Raw genomic sequence first — 23368 nt, 5'->3', positions numbered from 1 at the left:
AGGATTTCTTACCAATTCGCGCGGTGTTACGCAGGTCCGGGAAGCACCAGAACGCTAGCCTGAGGACGGGAGAAATGATTCGGCTTCCAATGCCAGCGGTCGGATTTTCAAGGGAATGCCGGATCCTCGGATTCAAAAACCTAACGGATGGGTTAGCATGAAGGTATGCAGTTTCAAAGGACTGTCGGTAGTGATCATGTTGCGAGACGAGCATTGTCCGCCTCATGCGCATGTGGAAGCGGGTACGTGGAGTGCAAGATTCAGGTTCAGCTTTTGGCACAACGGTGTCGAGCTCTGGGATGTCGTTCCGCTTTCGCGTCGGCCACCATTGGCGGTGCTTGAGGGTTTGCGCCAATCGCTCAAGCAACCCGCCCATTTGCGACGCGCCCGCGGCATCTGGTGGCGAAAACTACAAACGGCCTGTCTTGATAATCAACTGTGGGACTGGCAAAGCAACGAAGTCGTTGTGGTGAAACGGGTTGCCAGTACGACCAATATGATTGGATCGGCTTGCTATGTACCTGAATCGAACAAGACATTGCTGTCCTTGATCGGTGCACAGGAAAGTGTGGAGATCGAGTTATGAAAACGATAAAAGCCAGGGTTCAGGCCGATAATCCCGTAACGGAAAGTAGCCTGGACAAGGCCATCGAACGGGGTGAGTCACGTAGAAAAAACAGCCTGCAAGCGACAGCGGTTACCTACCTGGCTCCCTGTCTGGCCCCCTGTCTGGCAGTGCTCTTCGAAGACGGCAGCGGCGTATTGTTGCCCGTGGCCAACTATCCGGAGTTCGATGATCTTGAGCGGGAGGACTACGCCAGCCTGACTGTCGGCTATGCGGGGACTGCACTGTGCCATGAAGGCAAGGACCTGCATGTGTCTATCGCCGGGATGATTTCTGCGAGCAAGCCGCTGATGGCCATGGCGGCCTCGGTGGTCGCTTCACGCAATGGTCGCCAGAGCAGCGCCGCAAAGTCTGAAGCCGCGCGGGCCAACGGCAGGAAAGGCGGGCGCCCGCGCAAGGTCGATGTTGTCGTGTAAGTGCCCACAAAAAAGCCGTCGTGAAGACGGCTTTTTTGTGCCTGGCAGATGCCATCAACGCCGGGTCAGCATCACCCCGGATTCCATGTGATGGGTCCACGGGAACTGGTCGAACATCGCACACCGGCTGATGCGGTGGGTGTCGTGCAGTTGGGCGATGTTGGCTGCCAGGGTCTGCGGATTGCAGGAGATGTACAGGATGTTGTCGAAGCGCCGGGTCAGCTCGCAGGTGTCCGGGTCCATGCCGGCGCGGGGCGGGTCGACGAACACGCTGCCGAACTCGTAGCTCTTGAGGTCGATGCCGTGCAGGCGGCGGAACGGACGCACTTCGTTCAGGGCTTCGGTCAGCTCTTCGGCGGACAAGCGCACCAGGGTGACGTTATCCACAGCGTTTTCGCTGAGATTGCTCAGCGCCGCGTTGACCGAGGTCTTGCTGATTTCGGTGGCGAGCACTTTGCGTACGCGGGTGGCGAGGGGCAGGGTGAAGTTGCCGTTGCCGCAATACAGTTCCAGCAAATCATCGGAGCGATCCCCGAGCGCATCGTACGCCCAGTTGAGCATCTTCTGGTTCACCGTACCGTTGGGCTGGGTGAACGCGCCTTCCGGCTGACGGTAGCTGAAGGTGCGGCCGCCGACGTCCAGTTGCTCGACCACGTAATCGTGACCGATGACTTCGCGCTTGCCCTTGGAGCGGCCGATGATGCTGACGTTCAGGTCCGTCGCCAGTTTCGAAGCCGCCGCATGCCAATGTTCGTCCAGCGGACGGTGATAGCACAGGGTGATCATTGCGTCGCCGGCCAGCGTGGTCAGGAACTCCACCTGGAACAGCTTGTGGCTCAGAGCCGCACTGGCTTGCCACGCGGCCTTGAGCTGCGGCATCAACTGGTTGATGCGCAGGCTGGCAATCGGGAACTCTTCGATCAGGATGGGGGTGCGTTTGTCTTCCTGGGAAAACATCGCGTAATGCCGTTCGCCGGCCTCGCGCCACAGGCGGAACTCGGCGCGCAGGCGGAAGTTTTTCAGTGGCGAATCGAAAACGGCTGGCTCCGGTGCATCGAACGGGGCCAGCAGGTCACGCAAACGCGTGACCTTTTCTTCGAGTTGAACGGCATAGGCCTGGGAATCAAAAGTCATGCGTTGAACCAACCCAGCTTGATCACGAACAGAATCGACAGGATCACCAGCGCCGGGTTCAGCTCACGGCCACGACCGGACATCAGCTTGATGGCGGTCCAGGAAATGAAACCGAAGGCGATGCCATTGGCGATGGAGTAAGTGAACGGCATTGCCAGCGCGGTGATCACCACCGGCGCGGCGACGGTAATGTCGTCCCAGTCTATTTCGGCCAGGCCGGATGTCATCAGCACGGCGACGAACAGCAGGGCCGGGGCGGTGGCGAAGGCCGGAACGCTGGCGGCCAGTGGCGAGAAGAACAGCGCCAGCAGGAACAGGAACGCCACCACGATGGCGGTCAAGCCAGTGCGGCCGCCGGCACTCACGCCAGCGGCGGATTCGATGTAGCTGGTGGTGGTCGAAGTGCCCAGCAGGGAACCGGCCATGGCGGCGGTACTGTCGGCGATCAGCGCGCGGCCCATTTTCGGCATGTGACCGTCTTTGCGCATCAGACCGGCGCGCTTGGCGACGCCGATCAAAGTACCGGAGTTATCGAACAGGTCGACGAACAGGAAGGCGAAGATCACGCTGACCAGACCGATGTCCAGTGCGCCCTTGATGTCCAGTTGCAGGAAGGTCGGTGCCAGGGACGGTGGCATCGACATCACGCCGCCGAACGGGGTGAAGCCCATCACGATCGAAACGACGGTCACCACCAGAATGCCGATCAGCACCGCACCGCGCACGGCAAGGGCCTCAAGCGCGACGATCAGGGCAAAACCGAGGGTGGCGAGGATCGGAGCCGGTTGTTTCAGGTCGCCGAGGCCGACCATGGTCGCCTGGTTGCTGACCACGATACCGGCGTTGTGCAGGGCGATCAGCGCCAGGAACAGGCCGATGCCGGCAGCAATGGCCGAACGCAGTGGCAACGGGATGCTGTTGATGATCCATTCACGGATGCGGAAGATCGACAGCAGGAAGAAACACACTGCCGAGATGAATACCGCGCCGAGCGCCACTTGCCAGGTATGGCCCATGTGCAGGACCACGGTGTAGGTAAAGAAGGCGTTCAGGCCCATGCCCGGCGCGAGGGCGATCGGGTAGTTGGCGATCAGGCCCATGGTCGTCGAGCCGATGGCAGCTGCCAGACAGGTGGCGACAAACACCGCGCCCTTGTCCATGCCGGTCTCGCCGAGGATGCTCGGGTTGACGAACAGAATGTAGGCCATGGCCAAAAAGGTCGTAACGCCCGCCAGAATCTCGGTCCGCACGTTGGTGTTGTGTGCCTTGAGTTGAAACAGCCTTTCCAGCATGTCTGCTCCCCGTGGCGCGCCGGGCGCCGTGAATGTATCGACCTCAACAGCAAAGCACAGGCAGCAGAACGCGCCTGGAAATTACTGTGGGCCGGAAAAAGCCGCGCATCATACCAGTAGCTTGGGAATATGGCTGCTTATGGCGGTGATCGTCGTCGATGTTTTGCGACAAAGCCAAGTGCGCCATACTGCGCGCTGGTTTTTCGGGGTGGAAAGGACTGCATGAAAAGGCGTCTGGTTAGCGTGTTCGGCGTATTGATGGCGTTGCTTCTCGGGGCGCAAACGGCCACGGCGGCATCGGCCCCGCCATTGAGTCAATTGAAAGTGCTCAAAGTCGCGTCGCCGTCCTGTGGCGTTGAAAATATCGACGAAGGGCAAACCCGCACGCGCTGCGATCACAATGGCCCGAACATCACGGTGTACGTGCTGGAAGTAGGTTACGGGCGTGAGGCCCATGTCGCCCTGGACGGTTTTGAAGTGAATGGCACCCGCACACCGGTCTGCGCGTTCAAGAACGGCAACCTGACCAGTTGCACCCCCGGGGAAAAAACCGTCGGCTATTTGTATGCACTCGATCTGGCGGGCAAGCAGGAAGGCACATTGACCTTCAGCAATACCTCGATCAATGCGCCCGGCAATACGATGTCGACGCAGCTTTACATCCAGTAGCCACATGTCTCGAACAAGGCGCGGGAAAGCTGACTACGCTTAAAAGATCATTCCGTGGACAGTACCCGATGACCTTTAGAGCCTTGATTGCCCTCGCCGAGGGCACCGATGACCTGCAGACCGTGACCCTGATCGACGTACTGCGCCGCGCCAAAATAGAAGTGGTGGTGGCCAGTATCGAAGGGCGGCGCATGCTCACTTGCGCCCGCGGCACTCGGCTGACGTCCGATGCCATGCTGGTGGACTTGCTGGCGCAGCCTTTCGACCTGATTGCCTTGCCGGGTGGCGCTGTGGGGGCACAGCACTTGGCAGCCCACCAACCCCTGCAACAATTGATCAAGGATCAGGCGGCAGCCGGTCGCCTGTTCGCCGGCATCGCCGAAGCGCCCGCCGTGGCGCTGCAAGCCTTTGGCGTTTTGCGTCAACGGCGCATGACCTGTCTGCCATCGGCCAGCCATCAACTGTTGGGCTGTAACTTCGTCGATCAACCGGTGGTGGTCGATGGCAACTGCATCACCGCCCAGGGCTCGGCTGGCGCATTGGCATTTGCCCTGGCCCTGGTGGAACAACTCTGTGGAAAAGCCACGCGTGCGGCGGTGGCGGGGGAGTTGTTGGTGTAGCCCGCTTAGACTTTCGCCGCTTGCTTCTCTTCATCTTTAGCCACGTGCATCCGATCGCGGCTGGCCAGGGTCGGGAATAGTTTGACCCACACCCCGGTCACCACCAGTGTGCCGATCCCGCCCATGACCACGGCTGGCACGGTGCCGAACCAGTGGGCAGTCAGGCCCGATTCGAATTCGCCCAACTGGTTCGAGGCACCAATGAACAGACCGTTCACGGCGCTGACCCGGCCGCGCATTTCGTCCGGGGTTTCCAGTTGAACGAACGAGGCACGGATCACCATGCTGATCATGTCTGCCGCGCCCAACACCACCAACACCGCCAGGGAAAACCAGAACGAGGTCGACAGGCCGAACGCGATGGTTGCCACGCCGAAGATGCCCACGGCGGTGAACATCACCCGCCCGACGTTGCGCTCCACGGCAAACCGCGCCAGGAACAGCGACATCAGCAGCGCACCCACTGCCGGTGCCGAGCGCAACAGGCCCAGCCCCCACGGGCCGGTCAGCAGAATGTCCTTGGCGAACACCGGCAGCAGTGCCGTGGCACCCCCCAATAGCACCGCGAACAGATCGAGGGAGATCGCCCCGAGAATATCCGGACGACTGCGGATAAAGCGGATGCCCGCGAGCAGTGAATCCAGTGTGGCCTTGCCCTTGTTCAGCGGCGTCTGCCGGGCTGGCAGGTTGAGCATCAGCGAACAGGCGATGACATACAGCAGCACCGTCGGGCCATACACCCAGACACTGCCGAAGGCGTAGAGCAAACCGCCGAGGGCCGGGGCGACGATGGTGGCTGATTGCTGGGCCGATTGTGCGGCGGCCACTGCCCGGGGAAACAGCGCGCTGGGTACGATGCTTGGCAGCAAGGCCTGGGTGGTCGGCATTTCAAAGGAGCGCGCGGCTCCGAGCAGGAAGGCCAGGATAAAGATCATTTCCCGGGTGACATGGTCGGTGGCGCTGCCGATGGCCAGCGACAGGGCGATCAATGCCTGCAGGGACTGGCAGATCGCCGCGACCTTGCGCCGGTCATAGCGGTCGGCAACGTGCCCTGTGTGCAGCATGAACAGCACGCGCGGGGCGAACTCGACCAGGCCGACCAGACCCAGGTCGAGCACGTTGCCGGTCAATTGATACAAGTTCCAGCCGATGGCCACGGTGAGCATCTGGAAGCCGCTGGCGGTAAAGATCCGGGCCAGCCAGAACGCGAGAAAAGGGCGATGGTGACGTAACAGCAAGGGCTCTTGGCTGGGCATCTGCGGGGAAATCTGGGGAGAGGGGAACAGCGAGATTATCACCAACCTGTAACAAGAAGTTGCCATGACAAAAAATTTAGTTAGCCAGACATCGATTTTCCTGTGGGAGCGGCGGTGCGACGATTCGACAGGAAATGTATTTCAGCTCGTGACCAAGGCCATGAGGCAACTTGTCACGCGGCAATAGACCACGCGGTTCATCCCCGAAATTGGGACTACTCTTTCAACGTTGATTGATCCAGATCAAAACCCACAAATGGAATTGATCCGGCGGCCGCAAGGCCAGACTCCCTGCGTTGTGATGCGTGCAAAAAAAAGAACAAACAGAGATTCGCCACACTCCATATCCGTGGGGGCCGTGGGTGCAGGCTTCCAGCCAGCAGCCGTACTACCTGACAGAGGAAGACTTATGTTCGGTTTAGAGGCACTTGATCTCGCCCGAATTCAGTTCGCGTTCACCATTTCGTTCCACATCCTGTTTCCGGCCATCACCATCGGCCTGGCGAGTTACCTGGCGGTACTCGAAGGCCTGTGGTTGAAAACCCATAACGACACCTACCGTGACCTCTACCATTTCTGGTCGAAGATCTTTGCCGTCAACTTCGGCATGGGTGTGGTTTCCGGCCTGGTCATGGCCTATCAGTTCGGTACCAACTGGAGCCGCTTTTCGGACTTCGCCGGATCGGTTACCGGGCCGTTGCTGACCTATGAAGTGCTCACGGCGTTCTTCCTCGAGGCGGGGTTCCTGGGGGTCATGCTGTTTGGCTGGAACAAGGTCGGGCGTGGCCTGCACTTCTTCGCCACCGTGATGGTGGCCATCGGTACGTTGATCTCGACCTTCTGGATTCTCGCCTCCAACAGCTGGATGCAGACCCCGCAGGGCTTCGAGATCGTCAACGGACAGGTCATCCCCACCGACTGGTTGGCAGTGATCTTCAACCCGTCGTTCCCGTATCGCCTGATGCACATGGCCACGGCGGCGTTCGTGGCCACGGCCTTCTTCGTGGGGGCCTCCGCGGCCTGGCATTTGCTGCGCGGCAAGGACAACCCGGCGATCCGCAAAATGCTCTCGATGGCCATGTGGATGGCATTGATCGTTGCGCCGATCCAGGCGGTTATCGGCGACTTCCACGGCCTCAATACACTTGAGCATCAGCCGGCGAAAATCGCCGCGATCGAGGGCCACTGGGAAAACAAGGGTAACGAAGCGACTCCGCTGATCCTGTTCGGCTGGCCGGACATGAAGGAGGAAAAAACCAGGTTCGCCGTCGAGATCCCGTACCTGGGCAGCCTGATCCTGACTCACTCGCTGGACAAGCAAGTCCCGGCGCTCAAGGAGTTCCCGCCTGAAGACCGGCCAAATTCGACCATTGTGTTCTGGTCGTTCCGGATCATGGTGGGCCTGGGCATGTTGATGATCTTCACCGGTTTGTGGAGCCTGTGGCTGCGCAAGCGCGACACCCTCTACACCTCGCGGCCGTTCCTGTACCTGGCATTGTGGATGGGGCCGTCAGGCCTGATCGCGATCCTCGCCGGCTGGTTCACCACCGAAATCGGCCGTCAGCCGTGGGTGGTCTACGGCCTGATGCGCACGGCGGATGCGTCGTCCAACCATAGCGTCATGCAGATGAGCATCACCCTGATCCTGTTCGTCGTGGTGTATTTCGCCCTGTTTGGCGCCGGTCTTGGCTACATGATGCGCCTGGTGCGCAAGGGGCCGAAGATCGACGAAGGCAAGGAAACCAACGACGGAGGCCCCGGCCAGAAACGCACACCGGCCCGTCCGCTGTCCGCCGCCGACGACGATCACGCCGATGCCGGCCACAGCCTGACCAAGGAGATTTGAATCATGGGTATTGATCTTCCGCTGATCTGGGCCGTGATCATCATCTTCGGCATCATGATGTACGTGGTCATGGACGGCTTCGACCTGGGCATCGGCATTCTCTTCCCGTTCATTCCGGGCAAGACCGATCGCGATGTGATGATGAACACCGTCGCCCCGGTCTGGGACGGCAACGAGACCTGGCTGGTGTTGGGCGGCGCGGCGTTGTTCGGCGCGTTTCCGCTGGCCTATTCGGTGGTGCTCTCGGCGTTGTACCTGCCGCTGATCCTGATGTTGATCGGGCTGATCTTCCGCGGCGTAGCCTTCGAGTTCCGCTTCAAGGCCAGGGACGACAAGCGCCACCTGTGGGACAAGGCGTTCATCGGTGGCTCGATCACCGCGACGTTTTTCCAGGGCGTTGCGCTCGGTGCGTTCATCGATGGGCTGCCGGTGGTCAACCGGCAGTTCGCCGGTGGTTCACTGGACTGGCTGACACCGTTCACGATGTTCTGTGGCGCGGCGCTGGTGGTGGCCTATGCGTTACTCGGTTGCACCTGGCTGATCATGAAGACCGAAGGCAAATTGCAGGAGCAGATGCATGACCTGGCACGGCCATTGGCCTTCGTCCTGCTGGCGGTGATCGGCATCGTCAGCATCTGGACCCCGTTGGCCCACCCGGAAATTGCCGCACGCTGGTTCACCATGCCGAATCTGTTCTGGTTCATGCCGGTGCCGATTCTGGTGCTGGTGACGATGTACGGCCTGATCCGCGCCGTGGCCCGCAACGCGCACTACACGCCGTTCCTGTTGACCCTGGTGCTGATCTTCCTCGGTTACAGCGGGTTGGGCATCAGCCTGTGGCCGAACATCATCCCGCCGTCGATCTCGATCTGGGACGCCGCCGCGCCGCCGCAAAGTCAGGGTTTCATGCTGGTGGGCACGCTGTTCATCATCCCGTTCATCCTGGGCTACACCTTCTGGAGCTACTACGTGTTCCGCGGCAAGGTCACCCATGAAGACGGGTATCACTAGTGTGCTGCACAACGAACCTGTGGGAGCGAGCTTGCTCGCGATGGCGTCTTCAAAGGCGCCAACCCTCTCTACTGGAGAATTGAGTCATGTCCGGCAAACACACCCTGCACGACATTGAAGAAGCCGAAAAAAAACCGCTGTGGCAGCGGCTCGGCTGGTTGGCCCTGATCTGGGTCGGCAGCGTGGGCGCCTTGTTCATCGTCGCCAGCCTGATGCGTCTGTTCATGAACGCGGCCGGCCTGACGACGCACTGACATCTCTCCCGCAGCCTCAAGGCGCGGATTTACAACCCTCCGACCGGAGGGTTTTTTTTGCCTGTTACTTGCGCGCCTTGAGGATCACGAATTTCGGATTGGCCGCCACTTGCTCGACGCCACGGAACAATCGCGCCAGCTTGCTGTGGTAACCCAGGTGACGATTGCCGACGATGTACAGCGCGCCGCCCACAACCAGCGCTTCGCGCGCTTGCTGGAACATCCGCCACGCCAGGAAGTCGCCCACGACCTGTTGCTGGTGAAACGGCGGATTGCACAGCACCACATCAAGCGATTGCGCTTCCTGGCCGGCCAGTCCATCGCCGGCACGTACGATCACTTCCCGCTCACCCAACGCTGCGCGCCAGTTTTCGGTAGCCGATTGCACGGCCATGAACGATTCGTCCACCAGCGTGTAGTGGGCTTCGGGGTTTTGCAGGGCGCTGGCGATGGCCAGGACGCCGTTGCCGCAGCCGAGATCGGCAACCCGCGCCGAGCCAAGGTTTTTCGGCAGGTGTGGCAAAAACGCTCGGGTGCCGATGTCCAGGCCTTCGCGGCAAAACACATTGGCGTGGTTGAGCAGTTCGATAGCCGGTTCGTCGAGTCTGTACCGTGTCGGATAAGGCGACACAACCGGGGGGGTGTCTTGCGCCGTGGCAATCAACAACCGCGCCTTCTTCACCGCCAGCGAGGCTTGTACGGGGCCGATGTAACGCTCCAGCAAATCGCCCGCTGCCCGAGGCAGGTGCTTGATCATGGCCGCGGCGACCACTTGGGCGCCGGGTGCCAGTTGGCCTTGCAGGCGGATCAGCTGCTCTTCCAGCAGTGCCAGGGTTTTCGGTACGCGGATCAGCACGCAGTCGAAGGGCCCGACGGGGGGCTCGCTGGCGGGGACGCTCGGTACCGCATCAAACGCCAGGCCGTTGCGCACCAGGTTCTTTTCAAGACCCTGCAAGGCCAGGAATGAATCACCGCTACTGACTACCCGCACCTTGCCCGTCAGGCTGGCCGCCAGGGCGCCGAAACTGTCGTTGAGCACCAATACCCGGGTATCGGCCGTCGGTTGCTGTTCGGCCAGATGGTTGAGCAGGTATTCATCAGCCGCATCGAAAGCTTGCAACGGTTCGTTCTGCTGTTCAGGCTGGCGGATCAGGTCGAGGCTGGCGAAAGGTGTTTCGAGCAAAGGCATGGGGCGGGGCTCTGGGTAATCAACGGATGTCCCGCTGCCCTCAGGCGTTGGTGCGGGCGGAGCCGTCCGAGTGTACTGCGTCGTGAAGGTTTACACGCCATCACTCAGGAGGGACCGCAAATGGTACGTTTTTTTTGTCTGGATTACCCGCAGGTTTTCCCGCGGTCGGGCGTTTTCAGATGACTTTGGCCCGGACCGCGGCCATGACTGCCGCCATCTTGTTGTTGACGCCGAGCTTTTCGATAGCCCTGTGCACATGAAAGTTGACCGTGCGTTCACTCAAATTGAGGATCCTGGCAATTTCATAGGCCGTCTTGCCATCGGCCGACAGTTTCAATACTTCGATTTCCCGCCGTGACAAGGGGGGCGCTTGAGTGCGAACCGGTTTTTTCGGTTGCATCCTGATCGCCAGGGCGTGCAGGTGGCGACTGATGAACACCGAGAATCCAAGATTCTCGTACAGCTCATAGGCTGAAATCGGGCAATGGCTTCGGGCCAGGCTGAGAATGCTGCGCAGGCCGGTTTCTTCATCGTGGATTGCTTGCGACCAGCCATGCGCCAAGCCTTGCTGTTGCAGCAGTTGCCATAACCACGGGGTTGCGCAGAAGAGCTCTTTGCTCCAGAGCACGGGTAGCATGGAGTGATTGCAATAGGCTGCTACTGGGTCAATCTTGCTGGCATTGCTTTGTTCATACTGTGTGTTCCAGTCGTGTGGATAGTTGTTCAGGTTGACGGGGCAGCAATCAGAGCAACTGTTGGCTGAAATGGTTGAAAAGGCACAAAATTTATATCCAAGGTTCCTGACGAAATTCAGTGATATTCGATAGGCCGTATTAATGTCCTGTGTTTGAGAAAGCAGTTGAAGCTGTGACTCCTTCCAGATTTCCATATACGGGGTTCTCCAACAGTATGTTTTCGGAAGGTGCTGACTTTGGATCCGAGATCACGACACGTGACGGATTGTAGGACATGTCCGACAAGTGTGGTTCGACGATTTTGCTCTTTTGACGGCTGAAAAGTGTGTTCCAAGTTCTTAAGTCGTGTGTGAAATATTAAATGCCGTATGTCATTTTAAGTTGGCTGGTGTTTCTCGATTCGAATAATCAATAAGTTGCACGCTCAATAACACTACAAAATGTCTGTGTTTATGCTGCCGTCTTTGCGGGACACTGAGGCATGTTTCGATTGGAGCCTTCCATGTCCGTCAGCGAAGAAAAATTTACCCGTCAGACCTTGCTCGAGGTTCATCCGTTGACCCCGAACCTGTTTACCCTGCGTGCCACGCGGGATGCGGGGTTTCGTTTTCGGGCGGGGCAGTTTGCCCGGTTGGGTGTCACCAGGGCGGATGGCAGCACGGTATGGCGCGCCTACTCCATGGTGTCCTCACCCTTTGACGAGTTCCTCGAGTTCTTTTCCATTGTCGTACCGGGCGGTGAGTTCACCAGCGAGCTCAGCCGGCTGGTCGTTGGCGACAAATTGCTGGTCGACCGCCAGGCCTTTGGCTACCTGACGCCGGACCGTTTTGTCGATGGGCGCGATCTATGGCTGTTATCCACCGGGACCGGCGTGGCGCCGTTCCTGTCGATACTGCAGGACTTCGAAGTCTGGGAGAGATTCGAGCGGATTATCCTGGTCTACAGCGTTCGTGAAGCCCGGGAACTGGCTTATCAGGAACTGATCGCGGGGCTGACGCAACGTGACTATCTGGCCGAGTACGCACACAAACTGCAATTGATCACCACGGTCACTCGTGAACAGCATCCGGGCTCATTGAACGGGCGGATCACCACGCTGATTGAAAGCGGCGAACTGGAGCGCACCGCGGGTGTTGCGCTGACGCCTGAACACTCACGGGTCATGTTGTGCGGCAATCCGCAGATGATCGATGACACGCGCAAGCTGCTTAAACAGCGGGACATGCACTTGAGCCTCAGCCGGCGACCCGGTCAGGTGGCGGTGGAAAACTTCTGGTAAAAAAACGGCGCCTCGAAAAGGCGCCGTTTTTATGCGGGTGCGTTCAAGGTCGGTTGTTCTGGACCTTGAGCAAGTCGCGGATCTCGCCCAGCAACTCTTCTTCCTTGGTTGGAACCGGCGGCAGGCTAGGGGCCACGGCCTCTTCGCGCTTCAGGCGGTTGATGGCCTTGACGCCCACGAAGATCGCGAGGGCGACGATGATGAAGTCGATGATGGTCTGGATGAATTTGCCATAGGCCAGCACCACCGCCGGAGTCGTACCCTCTGCTGCCTTGAGCGTTATGGCCAGATCACTGAAGTCCACGCCACCGATCAGCATCCCGATTGGCGGCATGACCAGGTCACCGACAAACGATGTAACGATCTTGCCGAAGGCCGCGCCGATGATGATGCCGACGGCCATGTCGACCACGTTGCCTTTGACCGCGAAGGCCTTGAACTCGTTTAGCACGCCCATAGGTTATTCCTTGTTACAGATGAGGTTGATGAACGCAGTGTAAATCAGCCAATCGCATTCTGCTCGAATCAAAGGCCTGCCGTGCTTGCCAGCAATCGATCCGGGTGGTCATGGAGAACTCGTCGATTGATCTCGTCTGTGGGCCGGCCAGCCCTTCTGCGGCGGTTCGCTTTTGGATTTTTTTCAGCGATATGACTTCGCTGTGTGAGCGAACCAGGTTGAAGGACCATCCTTGAGTTGGGATGTTGAAATTGTTCGGGTAGTTGTTAAACAAAAAACCGGCATTGAAATTTACTGCAACTGCAGTGCTGTTAACTGTTTTGTTAGTTTGGGCTCGGTTTTGTTTGAGTGTTTTTTAAGTTATGCATCAGGTATGAAAGTGAATAAAGCTTGTATAAGTTTTTAAGGCGGTAGTGAGGCTCGTATCAAGAGTCTGTTGAGTGTGTTGTGTGAAAACTTATACAAGGTTTTTGTATAGCGCTCGTGTTTCAAAAAAACACGACTGTAATAAGGCTATTTGACATCATTCAAGGGATTACAAAATATCTGGCCGCACTCGCGTGCCTCAGCTGAGCTATCATCGCGTTTTTTTCCGGGAGTTCCGATGGCCAAGGCCAAGCGCATGTACGGCTGCACCGAGTGCGGCTCAACCTTCCCCAAATGGGCTGGCCAGTGTGGTGAATGCGGGGCCTGGAACACGCTCACCGAAACCATGGTGGAAAGCGGCGGGGCAGGCGCCCCCAGCGGTCGTACCGGCTGGGCCGGGCAGCAGGCGCAGATCAAGACGCTGGCTGAGGTCAGTGTCGAAGAAGTTCCTCGTTTCTCCACCGCTTCCAGCGAACTCGACCGGGTTCTGGGTGGTGGCCTTGTGGATGGCTCGGTGGTGCTGATCGGTGGCGATCCGGGCATCGGCAAGTCGACCATTCTGTTGCAAACCTTGTGCAACCTCGCCAAGAGCATGCCGGCGCTGTACGTCACCGGTGAAGAATCCCAGCAGCAAGTGGCCATGCGCGCGCGACGCCTGGGTTTGCCTCAGGATCAACTGCGGGTCATGACCGAAACCTGCATCGAAGCCATCATTGCCACGGCTCGCCAGGAAAAGCCCCGGGTGATGGTGATCGACTCGATCCAGACGATCTTTACCGAGCAACTGCAATCGGCACCGGGTGGTGTATCTCAGGTGCGTGAGAGCGCGGCGTTGCTGGTGCGTTATGCCAAGCAGAGCGGTACGGCGATTTTCCTGGTGGGGCACGTCACCAAGGAAGGCGCGCTGGCGGGCCCTCGGGTTCTGGAGCACATGGTCGACACTGTGCTGTATTTCGAAGGCGAGTCCGACGGGCGTCTGCGTCTGCTGCGGGCGGTGAAGAACCGTTTCGGTGCAGTCAATGAACTGGGCGTGTTCGGCATGACCGACAAGGGCTTGAAAGAAGTCTCCAACCCTTCGGCGATTTTTCTGACCCGGGCCCAGGAAGAGGTCCCGGGTAGTGTGGTAATGGCGACGTGGGAAGGCACGCGGCCGATGTTGGTGGAGGTACAGGCGCTGGTGGACGACAGTCATTTGGCCAACCCGCGGCGGGTCACGCTGGGGCTGGATCAAAACCGGCTGGCGATGCTGCTGGCGGTGCTGCACCGTCATGGTGGCATTCCGACCCACGACCAAGACGTGTTTCTCAACGTGGTCGGCGGGGTCAAGGTGCTCGAAACGGCGTCCGACCTGGCGTTGATGGCAGCGGTGATGTCCAGTTTACGCAACCGGCCGTTGCCTCACGATCTGCTGGTGTTCGGCGAAGTGGGGCTGTCCGGTGAGGTGCGACCGGTGCCGAGCGGTCAGGAGCGTTTGAAGGAAGCTGCCAAGCACGGCTTCAAGCGGGCCATCGTGCCCAAGGGCAATGCACCGAAGGAGGCGCCACCGGGGTTGCAGATTATTGCCGTGACCCGTCTGGAGCAGGCGCTCGATGCATTGTTCGAATAGTTTCGGGTTAATACACAACCCTGTGGGAGCGGCGGTGCAGCGATCCGACTTGCTCGCGAACGCGGTGTGTCAGTCAACAGAGATGCTGAATGTAATGGCCTCTTCGCGAGCAAGCCCGCTCCCACATTGAATAGATGACAGGCTGTCAAACTTCGATCAAGGCACCCAGTTCGCGCTCCAACTCTTCTGGATCAGCCAGGTTGAGCTCGATCAGCCGCCGCAGCCGTTCGATGGACTCCAGACTGATGTGCAGGCAGGCAAAGCCCAGTTGATCATGGTCATCGTGGGCCAGTTGCGCATCCATGGTGATGTCGACGCCTTCGCTCAGATGAATGTTGACCAGAAAGTCCTGCTGCGGATTGCCCTGCCACGAATCGGGTCGCTCAATCAGCACCCCTTTGAACGACAGATCAACCAACTTCACCGGCCAGGTGAACTCACCCTGACTCAGCTCGGTTCGGGCATCGAATGCAATACGTTTGAAGCGGCGACGGTCGGCAGGGTGCTCGCTCATGGCACGATCCTCGTAGATGTACGCTGACTATAGACCTGCATTCTTCAAGGCTGCCAGCGCTGGCGGGTGTCCAGACCTATCTCGGGGGATGGCCTTTGCCGTCAGGAGCGCTAAACTCGGTGTGGCTGTCTTTCTTGTCCACTCTGGCTGGAATAATAAAATGAAAAATAATAATAGCCCGCTACGCCATCTGCCCTGGCTGGTGCTGGCAATCGTAGGTGCGTGCGCCCTGGGTGTCGTGGCATTACGCCGAGGGGAGGCAATCAATGCCTTGTGGATTGTGGTCGCTGCCGTGGCCATCTATCTGGTCGCCTACCGTTACTACAGTCTGTTCATCGCCAACAATGTCATGCAGCTCGATGCGCGACGGGCCACGCCGGCTGTGCTCAATAACGACGGTCTGGACTATGTTCCGACCAACAAACACGTGCTGTTCGGTCACCACTTCGCGGCCATTGCCGGTGCCGGTCCGCTGGTCGGCCCGGTACTGGCGGCGCAGATGGGCTACCTGCCCGGCACGCTGTGGCTGATTGCCGGCGTAGTGCTGGCCGGTGCCGTGCAGGACTTCATGGTCCTGTTCATGTCCACCCGCCGCAACGGCCGCTCCCTGGGCGACATGGTCCGTGAAGAAATGGGCCGCATCCCTGGCACCATCGCGCTGTTCGGTTGCTTCCTGATCATGATCATCATCCTCGCGGTGCTGGCGCTGATCGTGGTCAAGGCCCTGGCCGAGAGCCCTTGGGGCATTTTCACGGTGATGGCGACCATCCCGATCGCGATGTTCATGGGCATCTACATGCGCTACATCCGCCCGGGCCGCATCGGTGAGATCTCGGTGATCGGCGTGCTGTTGCTGCTGGGTTCCATCTGGCTTGGCGGGCAGATTGCCGCAGATCCGGTGTGGGCCAAGGCATTCAGCTTTACTGGCGTACAAATCACCTGGATGCTGATCGGTTACGGTTTTGTCGCGGCGGTGTTGCCGGTGTGGCTGATCCTGGCGCCCCGTGACTACCTGTCGACCTTCCTGAAAATCGGCACCATCGTCGCCCTGGCCATCGGCATCCTGGTGACCATGCCCGAGCTGAAAATGCCGGCCCTGACCCAGTTCATCGACGGCACTGGCCCGGTCTGGAAGGGCGGTCTGTTCCCGTTCCTGTTCATCACCATTGCCTGTGGCGCGGTCTCGGGTTTCCACGCGCTGATCTCCTCCGGTACCACACCGAAGCTGCTGGATAACGAAACCAATGCCCGCTACATCGGTTACGGCGGCATGCTGATGGAATCGTTCGTGGCGATCATGGCCATGGTCGCCGCCTCGGTGATCGAACCTGGCGTGTACTTCGCCATGAACAGCCCGGCGGCCGTGGTCGGCGGTGATGTTGTGGCCGTTGCGACAGCCGTCAGCAACTGGGGCTTTGCGATCACGCCGGAAGCCCTGCAAGCGGTGGCCCATGACATTGGTGAAACCACCATCCTGGCCCGTGCCGGTGGTGCGCCGACCCTGGCGGTGGGGATCGCGCAGATCCTGCACAGTGTTCTGCCGGGCGAGAACACCATGGCGTTCTGGTACCACTTCGCGATCCTGTTCGAAGCGCTGTTCATCCTGACCGCAGTCGACGCCGGCACCCGTGCCGGGCGCTTCATGCTCCAGGATCTGCTCGGTTCGTTCGTGCCGGCCCTGCGCCGCACCGAATCCTGGACCGCCAACCTGATCGCCACCGCCGGTTGCGTGGCCATGTGGGGTTATCTGCTGTACCAGGGCGTGATCGACCCGCTGGGCGGCATCAACACCTTGTGGCCGCTGTTCGGTATCTCCAACCAGATGCTGGCCGGTATTGCGCTGATGCTCGGCACCGTGGTGCTGATCAAGATGAAACGCCAGCGCTACATTTGGGTGACCCTGGTGCCAGCCATGTGGTTGCTGATTTGTACCACCACCGCCGGCTTCATCAAGCTGTTCGATGCCAACCCGGCGATCGGCTTCCTCGCCCTGGCGAAAAAATACAGCGATGCATTGGCTAACGGCCAGATCCTCGCCCCGGCCAAGGACATCACGCAGATGCAGCACGTGATTTTCAACGCCTACACCAACGCCACGCTGACCGCGCTGTTCCTGTGCGTGGTGTTCAGCATCCTGTTCTATGCGCTCAAGGTCGGTATTTCCGCCTGGGGCAGCAAAGAGCGTACGGATAAAGAAGCGCCATTCCAGGCGCTGCCGGAAGCGTGATCGAGGATTTGCATCATGTTCAATGACCTGAGTCGCCTCGGTAAATACCTCGGTCAGGCCGCGCGCCTGATGGTCGGCATGCCCGACTACGACAACTACGTCGAGCACATGCAGACCAAGCACCCGGACAAACCGGTGATGAGCTACGAGATGTTCTTCCGCGAACGTCAGGAAGCCCGTTACGGTGGCAAGGGCGGGCCGAAGTGCTGTTGATCTTGTGGGAGCGAGCTTGCTCGCGATGGACGTCAACGATAACGCGTGCTGTCTGAATGCTCGCGTTATCCTTGCGTTCATCGCGAGCAAGCTCGCTCCTACAGTTGTTTTTGCGTTTCCATTTCCAAGGAGAACCCGTTTGTCCTCTCCCATCCCGGTCACGATCCTCAGCGGCTTCCTCGGCGCCGGCAAGACCACCCTGTTGCGCCACCTGCTCAAGGCCGAGCACGGCCTGAAAATCGCCGTGATCGAGAACGAATTCAGCGACGCCGGTATCGATACCCAATTGTTGGGTGATGAACCGGTCCAAGTGATGACACTCTCCAATGGCTGCGTCTGCTGCACCATCCATACGGACCTGACCAAAGCGCTTTATCTGCTGCTCGAACGTCTGGACCAGGGCGACATTGCCTTCGACCGACTGGTGATCGAATGCACCGGCCTGGCCGATCCTGCACCCGTGGCGCAAACCTTCTTCATCGATGAAGAACTGCGCGAACGCTACATCCTCGACGGCATCATTACGCTGGTCGACGCGGCACATGCCGACTTGCACCTGACCCAGACCATCGCCCAGGCGCAGATCGGTTTCGCCGACCGCTTGCTGGTGAGCAAGCGCGATCTGGTAGACGAACCGACCTTCACCACGTTGAGCGACCGCCTGACCCGCATCAACCGTCGTGCCCCGATCCGCGTGGTCGACCACGGCAAGATCGACCTGGCCGAATTGCTGGACGTACGCGGTTTCAATCTCAACGCCGACCTCGGTGGCGGTGTGAGTTTGCGACCGGTCAGCCAGGCACCGTCCATCGATCGTATTTCCAGTCTGGTCCTGCGCACTGAAAAGCCGCTGGATATCGACGCGCTCAGCGAATTCATGAACGAGCTGCTGGAGGAGCATGGCAAGCAGTTGCTGCGCTATAAGGGCGTGTTGAACATCCTCGGCGAGCCGCGGCGGATGGTGTTTCAGGGTGTCCTGAAGTTGTACGGATTCGATTGGGACACGGAGTGGGCTGACGATGAATCGCGTGAAAGCGTGATCGTGTTCATTGCCGATGACTTGCCGGAGGAAAAGATTCGCGAGGGTTTTGCGCGTGTGGCGGCTCAGTAAAGTCAGAAATTGCAGCGAGCCTTGAGCCGCCATCGCGAGCAGGCTCGCTCCCACATTTAAAGTGCAGTTGCCTGTGGGGGTGAGCCCGCTCGCGAAAGCGGTCTAACCGGCGGCACAGTTTTGACCCAGTGCCGATGCAGGACTCAGCAACAAGTCTTCCAGATAATCCAGATGCCGGTTGAGCGCGACTTGCGCCGTCGCTGCATCTCCTCGCTCCAGCGCATCGAGAATCTCAAGGTGCACTTGTCCTGCGCAATAATCCTTCTGCTGCAGAGCAAACTTCGCAATCGCCAACGAAGTCAGTGGGACAAGGCTTTCAAGAAAATGCGCTAGCGGTGCATTTCCCGCCATTTGTGCCAACTGCAAATGAAACTCTCCCGACAAACGAATCGCCCGGCCACGCGCGGCGCATTGACGCTCGTTTTCGACCAGTGTCCGCAGGCGCTTCAAGTCTTGCGCGCAGGCTCGCTGAGCGGCCAGCCGCAACAGCGTGATCTCGGCCAGCCGACGGGCGTGCAGTGTCTGCCGGGTCTGCTCGGCATCAGGCTCGGTGACGCGGGGACGATGGTTGGCGCGCAGGAGGATGATGTGCTGATGGGACAGTCGCCTCAGCACCTCCCGCATGTCGCTGCGCCTTGCACCGAACATCTGCGCAAGGCTTTCTTCCGTAAAGCGACTGGCCGAATGGATGCGCTGCTCGAAAATGGCCTCGAGGACCCGTGAGTACAGATCATCCACGGAAGGGCGGACGGGCAGGGTGGCGAGTGTTTGTGGCGAGGCGAAGCGGTTCATGGCCGATCTCCAGTTAGAAGAGGTTTCAACTGCCGAGGTTGTCTTCCGGGATGTTCAGTTCGATGCCCATGCGTTGACCTTCGCGCAGAATGTGCCGGCGCATCTCGGCGCTGGCCTGGGCGCTGTTCTTGCTGCGGATTGCCCGCACCACGGCTTCGTTTTCTTCAAGTCGCTCGGCCAGATGCTCCGGGGAGTTGCGCAACACTTCGGCGCTTTGCTTGAGGGCATTGCTGGTTTGCTGCACCACACTCTGGAAGATCGGGTTCGACGTCAGCGTGAACAGCTCTTCGTGGAACGCAATGTAGGCGTTTACGCCGGCTTCACTGTCATTGGCCTCCAGGGCTTCGCGCATGTCCATCAAGGTCAGGCGCAGTTGCCCGACTTCCTTGCTGCTGATGGACTGCGCGACGAGGCCGACGATGAATGGCTCAAGGGTGTAGCGCAGTTGCAGCACGTCTTCCAGGCTCGCTGCGGCCACCGCGTTGTCATGGGCCTGGCTGTCGGCGAGATTGGCTTCGAGCACCACCACGCCTTTGCCCGGCATCGAGCGCACCAGCCCGAGGGTTTCCAGAACGATGACGGCTTCACGCAGGCTCGGACGGCTGATACCCAGTTGTTCGGCCAGTTCACGTTGCCCAGGCAACATTTCGCCGGAGCGCCACTGACCTCGGGCCAAAGCGGCCCGAAGTTTTTCTACCACTGAGTTGACGACGGTTGATGAGGTAATCACTTGTTCGCTCCACGAGCCGTGCCTGCGGTCGGCAGGCACGGCGATCATTCAGAATTCTTTGGCTGCCGCCTGAGCAACCGGTTTTCTTGGCTGAAAGGTATAACCCGCCTGGCCGGAAAGTACCTTGTTCGCCCGCTGCACATCGATGTCCTTTTCCCACCGCGCGATGGCCACGGTCGCCACACAGTTGCCAATCAGGTTGGTCAGCGCCCGGCCGATGCCCATGAACCAGTCCACGGCCAGCACCAATACCAGACCCACCACCGGAATTGCCGGAACGGCTGTCAGGGTGGCCGCCAGAATCACCAGCGCCGAGCCAGGAATACCGTGGGCGCCTTTGGATGTGATCAGCGACACCAGCAGAATGGTCAGCAGGTCAGTCATGGCCAGCGGCGTGCCGGTGGCGTTGGCGATGAACACGATGGCCAGGGTCAGGTAGATCGAGAAACCGTCGAGGTTGAACGAGTAACCCGTTGGAATCACCAGGCCGACAGTCGAACTGCCGATGCCCAGGTGCTCAAGCTTGCGCATGATTTGTGGCAGCACCGCGTCGGAAGAAGCGGTACCCATGACGATCAGCAGTTCTTCGCGCAGGTACTTGAGCAACGGCCACATCTTCAAGCCAGAAAGGCGCATCACCAGGCCGAGAATCAGGGCCACGAAGGCAGCGCAGGTCAGGTAGAAGAGGCCGACCAGACTGCCCAGGTGCTGCAGCGAGTCCAGGCCATATTTGCTGGTGGTGAAGGCGATCGCACCGAATACACCGATCGGTGCCAGCCGCACGATCATGCCCATGATGCGGAAGATCACATGGCTGAGTTCATTGATCAGCCGCGAAATACCCGATGCCGCCTCGCCCACCAGATTCAGTGCACTGCCGAACAACACTGAAAACAGCAGGACCTGCAGGATATTGTTATCGGCAAAGGCACCGATCACCGAAGTCGGAATCAGGTTCATCAAGAACTGCGCAGTGGTGTGCATGTGCTGACTGCGCTGGGCAATATCGCCCATGTCGGCTGCGGAAAGCTGCTCCAGGTGAATGTTCGCGCCGCTGCCGATGCCGGTGCTGAAGGCGAGCACCAGGCCGATCACCAGGGCGATGGTGGTCAGCACTTCGAAGTAGATCACCGATTTCAGGCCGATGCGCCCGACCTTTTTCAGGTCGCCGGCACCGCTGATGCCGCTGACCACCACGCAGAACACGATCAAGCCGATGAGCATCTTGATCAGCTTGATGAAACCGTCGCCGAGGGGTTTGAGTTGGGCGGAGTATTCGGGAAGGGTCAGCCCGCAGACGATGCCGAGCACCAGTCCGAGAACCACTTGGAGGAAGATTGAACGCGAGCACCATCTGAGCATGGGAGGAATCCTGGTCGGTGTCCTGGCTGCCGTGTGCGGGGCACATCAGATTCAGGACTTAATTATTGTGGTCTTACCGGTATGTCCAGTGCAGGCGCAGTCTACGCTGGATTTTTTCTCGATTACAAGTGGAAAACATAAAATTGGCATGACCGGTCTGACCAGTGGCCTACAGGTAAATCGCGGGCGAAAAAAAACCGGCCAATCACTTGGCCGGTTTTTCATGTTGCGGATTTAACGTCGCATTAAGCGCCGTACACCGGCAGCTTCTTGCAGATGGCCTTGACCTTCTCACGAACGGCGTCGATTACCGCTTCGTTGTTCAGGTCAGCCAGGATGTCGCAGATCCAGCCGGCCAGTTCCTTGCACTCTGCTTCCTTGAAGCCACGAGTGGTCACAGCCGGAGTGCCGAAGCGCAGGCCGGAGGTGACGAACGGGGAGCGTGGATCGTTTGGCACGGAATTCTTGTTGACGGTGATGAACGCTTTGCCCAGAGCGGCGTCGGCGTCTTTACCGGAGATTTCCTGCTTGATCAGCGACAACAGGAACAGGTGGTTCTGAGTACCGCCGGAAACCACGTCGAAGCCGCGCTCGATGAATACGCTGGCCATGGCCTGGGCGTTTTTCACCACTTGTTGCTGGTACGCCTTGAACTCAGGCTGCAGCGCTTCCTTGAAGCAGATCGCCTTGGCGGCGATCACGTGCTCCAGCGGGCCGCCCTGGGCGCCCGGGAATACCGCGGAGTTCAGTTTCTTCTCGATGTCGGCGTTGGCGCGAGCCAGGATCAGGCCGCCACGTGGACCGCGCAGGGTCTTGTGGGTGGTGGTGGTCACGACGTCAGCGAATGGAACCGGGTTCGGGTAGACGCCAGCGGCAACCAGACCGGCCACGTGGGCCATGTCGACGAACAGGTAGGCACCTACCTTGTCGGCGATTGCACGGAAGCGCGGGAAGTCGAGGATCTGCGAGTAGGCAGAGAAACCGGCCACGATCATTTTCGGCTTGTGCTCAACGGCCAGGCGCTCGACTTCGTCGTAGTCGATCAGGCCATTGGCGTCGATGCCGTACTGGATGGCGTTGTACAGCTTGCCCGAAGACGAAACGCTGGCACCGTGGGTCAGGTGACCGCCGTGGGCCAGGCTCATGCCCAGGATGGTGTCGCCGGCCGACAGCAGGGCCAGGTAAACGGCGCTGTTGGCTTGCGAGCCGGCGTGCGGCTGAACGTTGGCGTAGTCGGCGCCGAACAGCTCTTTGGCGCGATCGATAGCCAATTGCTCGACGATGTCGACGTACTCGCAACCACCGTAGTAGCGCTTGCCCGGGTAGCCTTCGGCGTACTTGTTGGTCAGTACCGAGCCTTGGGCTTCCATCACGGCAGGGCTGGTGTAGTTTTCCGAAGCGATCAGCTCAATGTGCTCTTCCTGGCGCTGAGCTTCTTGCTCCATGGCGGCAAAGAGATCGGCGTCGTACTTGGCAATAGTCAAATCACGGCTGAACATGGCGGTCCTCAGGGATCGGGGGCGGAAAAGGGGGGCATTCTAACCCAATGGGTTTTAGATGGCATATGAAACGGCATCATGTCGCAGACAAGTGGGCTTCATGAGCGGATATGCGGTGCCTGGGCGGGCCTCTTCGCGAGCAAGTCGGATCGCCGCACCGCCGCTCCCACATTTGGAATGCGTTCCCCTGTGGGAGCGGGCTTGC

The 23368-nt window shown here is 59.5% G+C and carries 23 protein-coding genes; 12 read left to right on the top strand and 11 right to left on the bottom strand.

All coding sequences use genetic code 11. The annotated features are described in order from the left end of the window. Positions 1–157 precede the first annotated feature (157 nt). Positions 158–586, top strand: coding sequence for a DUF4160 domain-containing protein (locus tag BSF40_RS14960; protein WP_095965677.1), 429 nt, complete (start codon positions 158–160; stop codon positions 584–586). Further along, positions 583–1041, top strand: a complete 459-nt coding sequence (locus BSF40_RS14955; protein WP_095965676.1) for a DUF2442 domain-containing protein — start codon at positions 583–585, stop codon at positions 1039–1041. Before BSF40_RS14960 ends, BSF40_RS14955 begins: the two co-directional genes overlap by 4 nt. 54 nt (positions 1042–1095) lie before the next feature. Here the strand turns inward: BSF40_RS14955 and trmA are convergent, their stop codons facing one another. Together trmA and BSF40_RS14945 are read right to left on the bottom strand one after the other, a co-directional pair. Next, complete coding sequence (trmA, locus tag BSF40_RS14950; RefSeq protein ID WP_095965675.1) at positions 1096–2175, bottom strand: tRNA (uridine(54)-C5)-methyltransferase TrmA; 1080 nt, start codon at positions 2173–2175, stop codon at positions 1096–1098. Continuing rightward, the gene (locus BSF40_RS14945; RefSeq protein WP_095965674.1) at positions 2172–3467 is read right to left on the bottom strand and encodes an NCS2 family permease; all 1296 of its coding nucleotides are present in this window, start codon (positions 3465–3467) and stop codon (positions 2172–2174) included. Before BSF40_RS14945 ends, trmA begins: the two co-directional genes overlap by 4 nt. A gap of 222 nt (positions 3468–3689) precedes the next feature. Here BSF40_RS14945 and BSF40_RS14940 point away from each other — a divergent pair, with 222 nt between their 5' ends. Both BSF40_RS14940 and BSF40_RS14935 read left to right on the top strand, forming a co-directional pair. Then, positions 3690–4136 carry a DUF4879 domain-containing protein gene (locus BSF40_RS14940; protein WP_095965673.1) on the top strand — a complete coding sequence of 149 codons (447 nt, stop codon included), beginning with the start codon at positions 3690–3692 and terminating at the stop codon, positions 4134–4136. A gap of 68 nt (positions 4137–4204) precedes the next feature. Beyond that, positions 4205–4756 carry a DJ-1 family glyoxalase III gene (locus tag BSF40_RS14935; RefSeq protein WP_007975779.1) on the top strand — a complete coding sequence of 184 codons (552 nt, stop codon included), beginning with the start codon at positions 4205–4207 and terminating at the stop codon, positions 4754–4756. Positions 4757–4761: 5 nt separating this feature from the next. Here BSF40_RS14935 and BSF40_RS14930 read toward each other — a convergent pair whose 3' ends face one another. Then, complete coding sequence (locus BSF40_RS14930) at positions 4762–6012, bottom strand: MFS transporter (protein WP_095965672.1); 1251 nt, start codon at positions 6010–6012, stop codon at positions 4762–4764. Positions 6013–6421: 409 nt separating this feature from the next. Here BSF40_RS14930 and BSF40_RS14925 point away from each other — a divergent pair, with 409 nt between their 5' ends. The 3 genes from BSF40_RS14925 (at position 6422) to BSF40_RS14915 (ending at position 9123) form a co-directional block, all read left to right on the top strand. Then, complete coding sequence (locus BSF40_RS14925) at positions 6422–7858, top strand: cytochrome ubiquinol oxidase subunit I (protein WP_095965671.1); 1437 nt, start codon at positions 6422–6424, stop codon at positions 7856–7858. Positions 7859–7861: 3 nt separating this feature from the next. Then, positions 7862–8869, top strand: a complete 1008-nt coding sequence (gene cydB / locus BSF40_RS14920; protein ID WP_095965670.1) for a cytochrome d ubiquinol oxidase subunit II — start codon at positions 7862–7864, stop codon at positions 8867–8869. A gap of 86 nt (positions 8870–8955) precedes the next feature. Then, complete coding sequence (locus BSF40_RS14915; RefSeq protein WP_095942044.1) at positions 8956–9123, top strand: DUF2474 domain-containing protein; 168 nt, start codon at positions 8956–8958, stop codon at positions 9121–9123. Between the two features lie 64 nt (positions 9124–9187). Here BSF40_RS14915 and BSF40_RS14910 read toward each other — a convergent pair whose 3' ends face one another. Both BSF40_RS14910 and BSF40_RS14905 read right to left on the bottom strand, forming a co-directional pair. Next, positions 9188–10312: a class I SAM-dependent methyltransferase gene (locus BSF40_RS14910; protein ID WP_095965669.1), complete on the bottom strand. Its 1125-nt coding sequence runs from the start codon at positions 10310–10312 to the stop codon at positions 9188–9190. A gap of 175 nt (positions 10313–10487) precedes the next feature. Beyond that, entirely contained in the window at positions 10488–11201 is a 714-nt protein-coding gene (locus BSF40_RS14905; protein ID WP_095965668.1) for a LuxR C-terminal-related transcriptional regulator, read from the bottom strand. Positions 11202–11509: 308 nt separating this feature from the next. Here BSF40_RS14905 and BSF40_RS14900 point away from each other — a divergent pair, with 308 nt between their 5' ends. Then, positions 11510–12286, top strand: coding sequence for a ferredoxin--NADP reductase (locus tag BSF40_RS14900; protein WP_095965667.1), 777 nt, complete (start codon positions 11510–11512; stop codon positions 12284–12286). 43 nt (positions 12287–12329) lie between these two features. Here the strand turns inward: BSF40_RS14900 and mscL are convergent, their stop codons facing one another. Continuing rightward, the gene (mscL, locus tag BSF40_RS14895; protein ID WP_015096912.1) at positions 12330–12743 is read right to left on the bottom strand and encodes a large-conductance mechanosensitive channel protein MscL; all 414 of its coding nucleotides are present in this window, start codon (positions 12741–12743) and stop codon (positions 12330–12332) included. Positions 12744–13347: 604 nt separating this feature from the next. On the opposite strand from mscL, the gene radA reads away from it, so the two are divergent. Beyond that, positions 13348–14715, top strand: a complete 1368-nt coding sequence (gene radA, locus BSF40_RS14890) for a DNA repair protein RadA (RefSeq protein ID WP_095965666.1) — start codon at positions 13348–13350, stop codon at positions 14713–14715. A gap of 145 nt (positions 14716–14860) precedes the next feature. Here radA and BSF40_RS14885 read toward each other — a convergent pair whose 3' ends face one another. Then, positions 14861–15229: a PilZ domain-containing protein gene (locus BSF40_RS14885; RefSeq protein WP_095965665.1), complete on the bottom strand. Its 369-nt coding sequence runs from the start codon at positions 15227–15229 to the stop codon at positions 14861–14863. A gap of 160 nt (positions 15230–15389) precedes the next feature. On the opposite strand from BSF40_RS14885, the gene BSF40_RS14880 reads away from it, so the two are divergent. The 3 genes from BSF40_RS14880 (at position 15390) to yjiA (ending at position 18780) form a co-directional block, all read left to right on the top strand. Then, positions 15390–17456 (top strand): carbon starvation CstA family protein, encoded by a 2067-nt coding sequence (locus BSF40_RS14880; protein WP_095965664.1) that lies wholly within the window; start codon positions 15390–15392, stop codon positions 17454–17456. Between the two features lie 15 nt (positions 17457–17471). Then, positions 17472–17669: a YbdD/YjiX family protein gene (locus tag BSF40_RS14875; protein WP_007895266.1), complete on the top strand. Its 198-nt coding sequence runs from the start codon at positions 17472–17474 to the stop codon at positions 17667–17669. A gap of 139 nt (positions 17670–17808) precedes the next feature. Next, a complete protein-coding gene (gene yjiA / locus BSF40_RS14870; RefSeq protein WP_095965663.1) occupies positions 17809–18780 on the top strand; it encodes a GTPase in 972 nt (323 codons plus the stop codon). 102 nt (positions 18781–18882) lie between these two features. On the opposite strand, the gene BSF40_RS14865 is transcribed toward yjiA, so the two are convergent. From BSF40_RS14865 to glyA, 4 genes are all read right to left on the bottom strand, one after another. After that, complete coding sequence (locus BSF40_RS14865) at positions 18883–19572, bottom strand: GntR family transcriptional regulator (RefSeq protein WP_095965662.1); 690 nt, start codon at positions 19570–19572, stop codon at positions 18883–18885. Positions 19573–19597: 25 nt separating this feature from the next. Next, a complete protein-coding gene (locus tag BSF40_RS14860; RefSeq protein WP_041475084.1) occupies positions 19598–20302 on the bottom strand; it encodes a FadR/GntR family transcriptional regulator in 705 nt (234 codons plus the stop codon). Between the two features lie 48 nt (positions 20303–20350). After that, complete coding sequence (locus BSF40_RS14855) at positions 20351–21664, bottom strand: C4-dicarboxylate transporter DctA (RefSeq protein ID WP_095965661.1); 1314 nt, start codon at positions 21662–21664, stop codon at positions 20351–20353. Between the two features lie 245 nt (positions 21665–21909). Then, on the bottom strand, positions 21910–23163 hold the full coding sequence (glyA, locus tag BSF40_RS14845; RefSeq protein ID WP_007970889.1) for a serine hydroxymethyltransferase: 1254 nt from the start codon (positions 23161–23163) through the stop codon (positions 21910–21912). Positions 23164–23368: the final 205 nt, after the last annotated feature.

Origin of the sequence: Pseudomonas sp. ACN5, from assembly GCF_002303975.1 — a bacterium.
Taxonomy (GTDB): domain Bacteria; phylum Pseudomonadota; class Gammaproteobacteria; order Pseudomonadales; family Pseudomonadaceae; genus Aquipseudomonas; species Aquipseudomonas laurylsulfatiphila.
Note: the sequence above shows the minus strand (reverse complement) of the source record. Positions and strands in the feature narration are given on the sequence as shown.

Bases quoted from the DNA above. Each gene is read 5' to 3' on its own strand.
- mscL (WP_015096912.1), bottom strand. From the start codon at position 12,743: ATGGGCGTGCTAAACGAGTTCAAGGCCTTCGCGGTCAAAGGCAACGTG.
- BSF40_RS14940 (WP_095965673.1), top strand. From the start codon at position 3,690: ATGAAAAGGCGTCTGGTTAGCGTGTTCGGCGTATTGATGGCGTTGCTT.
- BSF40_RS14865 (WP_095965662.1), bottom strand. From the start codon at position 19,572: ATGAACCGCTTCGCCTCGCCACAAACACTCGCCACCCTGCCCGTCCGC.
- BSF40_RS14960 (WP_095965677.1), top strand. From the start codon at position 158: ATGAAGGTATGCAGTTTCAAAGGACTGTCGGTAGTGATCATGTTGCGA.
- cydB (WP_095965670.1), top strand. From the start codon at position 7,862: ATGGGTATTGATCTTCCGCTGATCTGGGCCGTGATCATCATCTTCGGC.
- BSF40_RS14930 (WP_095965672.1), bottom strand. From the start codon at position 6,012: ATGCCCAGCCAAGAGCCCTTGCTGTTACGTCACCATCGCCCTTTTCTC.
- BSF40_RS14910 (WP_095965669.1), bottom strand. From the start codon at position 10,312: ATGCCTTTGCTCGAAACACCTTTCGCCAGCCTCGACCTGATCCGCCAG.
- BSF40_RS14925 (WP_095965671.1), top strand. From the start codon at position 6,422: ATGTTCGGTTTAGAGGCACTTGATCTCGCCCGAATTCAGTTCGCGTTC.
- BSF40_RS14875 (WP_007895266.1), top strand. From the start codon at position 17,472: ATGTTCAATGACCTGAGTCGCCTCGGTAAATACCTCGGTCAGGCCGCG.
- BSF40_RS14935 (WP_007975779.1), top strand. From the start codon at position 4,205: ATGACCTTTAGAGCCTTGATTGCCCTCGCCGAGGGCACCGATGACCTG.
- BSF40_RS14885 (WP_095965665.1), bottom strand. From the start codon at position 15,229: ATGAGCGAGCACCCTGCCGACCGTCGCCGCTTCAAACGTATTGCATTC.
- glyA (WP_007970889.1), bottom strand. From the start codon at position 23,163: ATGTTCAGCCGTGATTTGACTATTGCCAAGTACGACGCCGATCTCTTT.
- radA (WP_095965666.1), top strand. From the start codon at position 13,348: ATGGCCAAGGCCAAGCGCATGTACGGCTGCACCGAGTGCGGCTCAACC.
- BSF40_RS14855 (WP_095965661.1), bottom strand. From the start codon at position 21,664: ATGCTCAGATGGTGCTCGCGTTCAATCTTCCTCCAAGTGGTTCTCGGA.
- BSF40_RS14880 (WP_095965664.1), top strand. From the start codon at position 15,390: ATGAAAAATAATAATAGCCCGCTACGCCATCTGCCCTGGCTGGTGCTG.
- BSF40_RS14905 (WP_095965668.1), bottom strand. From the start codon at position 11,201: ATGGAAATCTGGAAGGAGTCACAGCTTCAACTGCTTTCTCAAACACAG.
- BSF40_RS14955 (WP_095965676.1), top strand. From the start codon at position 583: ATGAAAACGATAAAAGCCAGGGTTCAGGCCGATAATCCCGTAACGGAA.
- trmA (WP_095965675.1), bottom strand. From the start codon at position 2,175: ATGACTTTTGATTCCCAGGCCTATGCCGTTCAACTCGAAGAAAAGGTC.
- BSF40_RS14915 (WP_095942044.1), top strand. From the start codon at position 8,956: ATGTCCGGCAAACACACCCTGCACGACATTGAAGAAGCCGAAAAAAAA.
- BSF40_RS14945 (WP_095965674.1), bottom strand. From the start codon at position 3,467: ATGCTGGAAAGGCTGTTTCAACTCAAGGCACACAACACCAACGTGCGG.
- BSF40_RS14900 (WP_095965667.1), top strand. From the start codon at position 11,510: ATGTCCGTCAGCGAAGAAAAATTTACCCGTCAGACCTTGCTCGAGGTT.